This window comes from Streptomyces sp. NPDC058955 (assembly GCF_042741435.1).
In the GTDB taxonomy this organism is placed as follows: domain Bacteria; phylum Actinomycetota; class Actinomycetes; order Streptomycetales; family Streptomycetaceae; genus Streptomyces.
The window spans coordinates 89,567-92,438 of the sequence record NZ_JBHYKM010000001.1; the positions used below are offsets into that span (position 1 = coordinate 89,567).

At 72.2% G+C, this 2,872-nt stretch carries 2 protein-coding genes; both read left to right on the plus strand.

The window, feature by feature from the left end; all coding sequences use genetic code 11:
- Positions 1 to 191: 191 nt before the first annotated feature.
- Positions 192 to 929, plus strand: a complete 738-nt coding sequence (locus ACFW1I_RS00420; RefSeq protein ID WP_384664637.1) for an ABC transporter ATP-binding protein — start codon at positions 192 to 194, stop codon at positions 927 to 929.
- 2 nt (positions 930 to 931) lie between these two features.
- On the plus strand, positions 932 to 2,872 hold a 1,941-nt coding region (locus tag ACFW1I_RS00425), incomplete at its 3' end, for an ABC transporter permease (RefSeq protein WP_384664639.1).

Genomic DNA, 2,872 nt, shown 5'->3' on the forward strand with positions numbered 1-2,872 from the left:
TACTGTGGGTGATCCGCCCCCCCCCCCCCCCCCGCGCGGGGGGGGGGCGCTCGCCCCCCCTCGGGTGCGGGGGGGCGCCCCCGGGCCCCGGCGCACGTCTGATCGCGGCAGCGTCGATTGGGCCCTTCGGCCCCTCCTCGGGGCCTGGGTGGCCGTAGCCTCCCGTTTCTTCCGGGGTTGGGATGGAGAGCATGAACACCGACCGGGCACTCCTCGTCGCCACCGGCGTCACCAAGATCTACCGGACGGGCTCCGTCGAGGTCACCGCCCTGCTCGACCTGGACCTCCTCGTGCGCCACGGCGAGATGGTGGGAGTCATGGGACCGTCCGGCTCCGGGAAGACCACCCTGTTGAACTGCCTGTCGGGGCTCGACGACATCGACGCCGGCCGGGTGGAGGTCGACGGCCACGACCTGTTCGCGATGTCGGACGCGGCGCGCACGGAGCACCGGGCCCACACCATGGGCTTCGTGTTCCAGGCGTTCAACCTCATCCCCGTCTTCTCCGCGGTGGAGAACGTCGAACTGCCTCTGCTGCTCGTGGGCACCCGGCCACCTGACGCACGTCGCAGGGCGCTCGCCATGCTCGACCGGGTGGGCCTGGGACACCGCGTCGAACACCGGCCGAGCGAGATGTCCGGCGGCGAGCAACAGCGGGTGACCATCGCCCGCGCCCTGGCCGGACGCCCGGCCATCGTGTGGGCGGACGAACCCACCGGAAACCTCGACAGCGCGATGGCCGACCAGGTCATGGACCTGCTGTGCGAGCTCAACCGGGACGAGGGCCAGACGATCGTCCTGGTCACCCACGACAGCGCCATCGGCGCGCGCGTCCCCCGGCTGATCCGCATGCGCGACGGGCAACTGGTCGACGACGTGCACCAGGCCGTCACCGCCCGGGCGGCGAGCCGCGACTTCCCCATGGGCTGACCATGTACCCGAACCTCCTCATCCCCCTGCTCGCCGCCCTGGCCCTCGCCCTCGCGGCCCTCGTGCTGGTCGCCGTCCGGCAGCCGGTGTCCCGGCGGCTGGCCTTCCGGCAGGTCGCTCGCCGGCGCACCGAGGCAGCACTGGTGATCGGCGGATCGATGCTCGGCACGGCCATCGTCATCGGGGCCCTGGTCGTCGGCGACACCCTGAACTTCTCCGTACGGCAGGAGGCGTACCGCACCCTCGGACCGGTGGACGAGCGCGTCGTCGCACCCCCCGGACCGACCGGCCGCGCCGTCACCGAACGACTGGCCGGCCTGGCGGGGAACCCCGACGTCGACGGAGTTCTGAACGCCCAGGCGACCCAGGCATCGGCCGTCAGCACCGCCGACGACCGCACGGTCGCCGAACCGCGCGTTCTGGCCTGGCAGATGGACTTCGACGAGGCATCCCGCTTCGGCGCACCGGGTAGCGGCTCCGGTCTCGGTGGACCGAACCCGAAGCCCGGCCAGGTCGTGGTCAACGAGCCGCTGGCCCGGTCCCTGGACGTGGGGGCCGGCGATCCGGTCACGCTGTACCTGTTCGGGACGCCGCAGACCTACCGGGTCGAGCGTGTGGTGCCGGAGCAGGGTCTGGCCGGTGTGGGCCTCGGCGGCAGGCTGAACCGTGACGTCTTCCTGCCACCGGAGGCCCTGGACTCCGCCGCCCGGGTCACCGGTGCGGAGCCACGCTCGGTCACCTTCGTGTCCAACCGAGGCGGCGTCGAAAGCGGCGAAGCCCTGACCGACCGGGTGACCGCCGACATCCGGCAGGCACTGGGACCGCTCGCCGGCCAGACGGCGATCGAGACGCCGAAGCACACGGTCCTGCGGGACGCGAAGCAGGCCGGGGACTCCCTCGGCGCCCTGTTCCTCATGATCGGCAGTTTCAGCATCATCGCGGGCGCCCTGCTCCTGGTGAACATCTTCGTGATGCTCGGCGAGGAGCGGAAGTCCCAGATGGGCATGGTGCGGGCGGTGGGGATGAAGCGCTCGCGGCTGGTCGGGTCCTTCACCCTCGAAGGGGCGACGTACGCGTTGCTGTCGGCTCTTCCGGGCGTGGCCATCGGGGTGGCCGTCGGCTGGGGCGTCGCCGTGGTGGCCGCGCAGATCTTCCAGGGCTGGTCGGTCGGCGGAAGCAGCATCCGCATCGCGTTCGACGTCACCCCCACCAGCGTCCTCAACGGGCTGGCCATGGGTCTGCTCATCGCCTTCGCCGCGATCCTCGCGACCAGCGTGCGCATCAGCAGGTTCAACATCATCGCCGCCATCCGCGACCTCCCGACGACGCCCGGTCAACGGCCGCGCCGCCGTCTGCTCGCGGTCTCCACCGTCCTGGCGGTCCTGTGCGCTTTCGCGGCCGTCCCGGCCGTGGCACGCAGCCAGCCCGACGCCACGTACCTCATGCCGGCGCTCGCCCTCGCCTTCGCCACTCCGGCGCTGCTGCGCGTCCTCCCCCGTCACACGGTCACCACCGCGATCGCGGGAGCCGTCCTCGCCTGGACGCTCCTGGCACCCGTCGTCCGCCCCCGGATCTTCGACACGCCCTCGATGTCCGTCTACGTCATCCAGGGCGCCCTGGCCGCCTTCTCCGCGGTGGTGCTCGTCAGCGACAACCAGAAGACCCTGCTCCGCCCCGTACGGCGACTCCTCCAGCGCCCGACGGAGGGCGGCCTGGCGGCCCGCCTCGCGGTCGCCTACCCCTTGGCCAAACGATTCAGGACCGGCGCGACACTCGTGATGTACACCCTCATCGTGTTCGTCCTCGTGCTCCTGACGGAGATCTCGGGCATCCTCCGCGCGGGAGTCGACGGAGTCGTCGCCGACGCCCCCCCCGGTGACGCCCGGCGGCGGGCCAACAAACCGCCGGTGGCCCGCGCACCCCACGCCCCCCAGCGGGGGGGC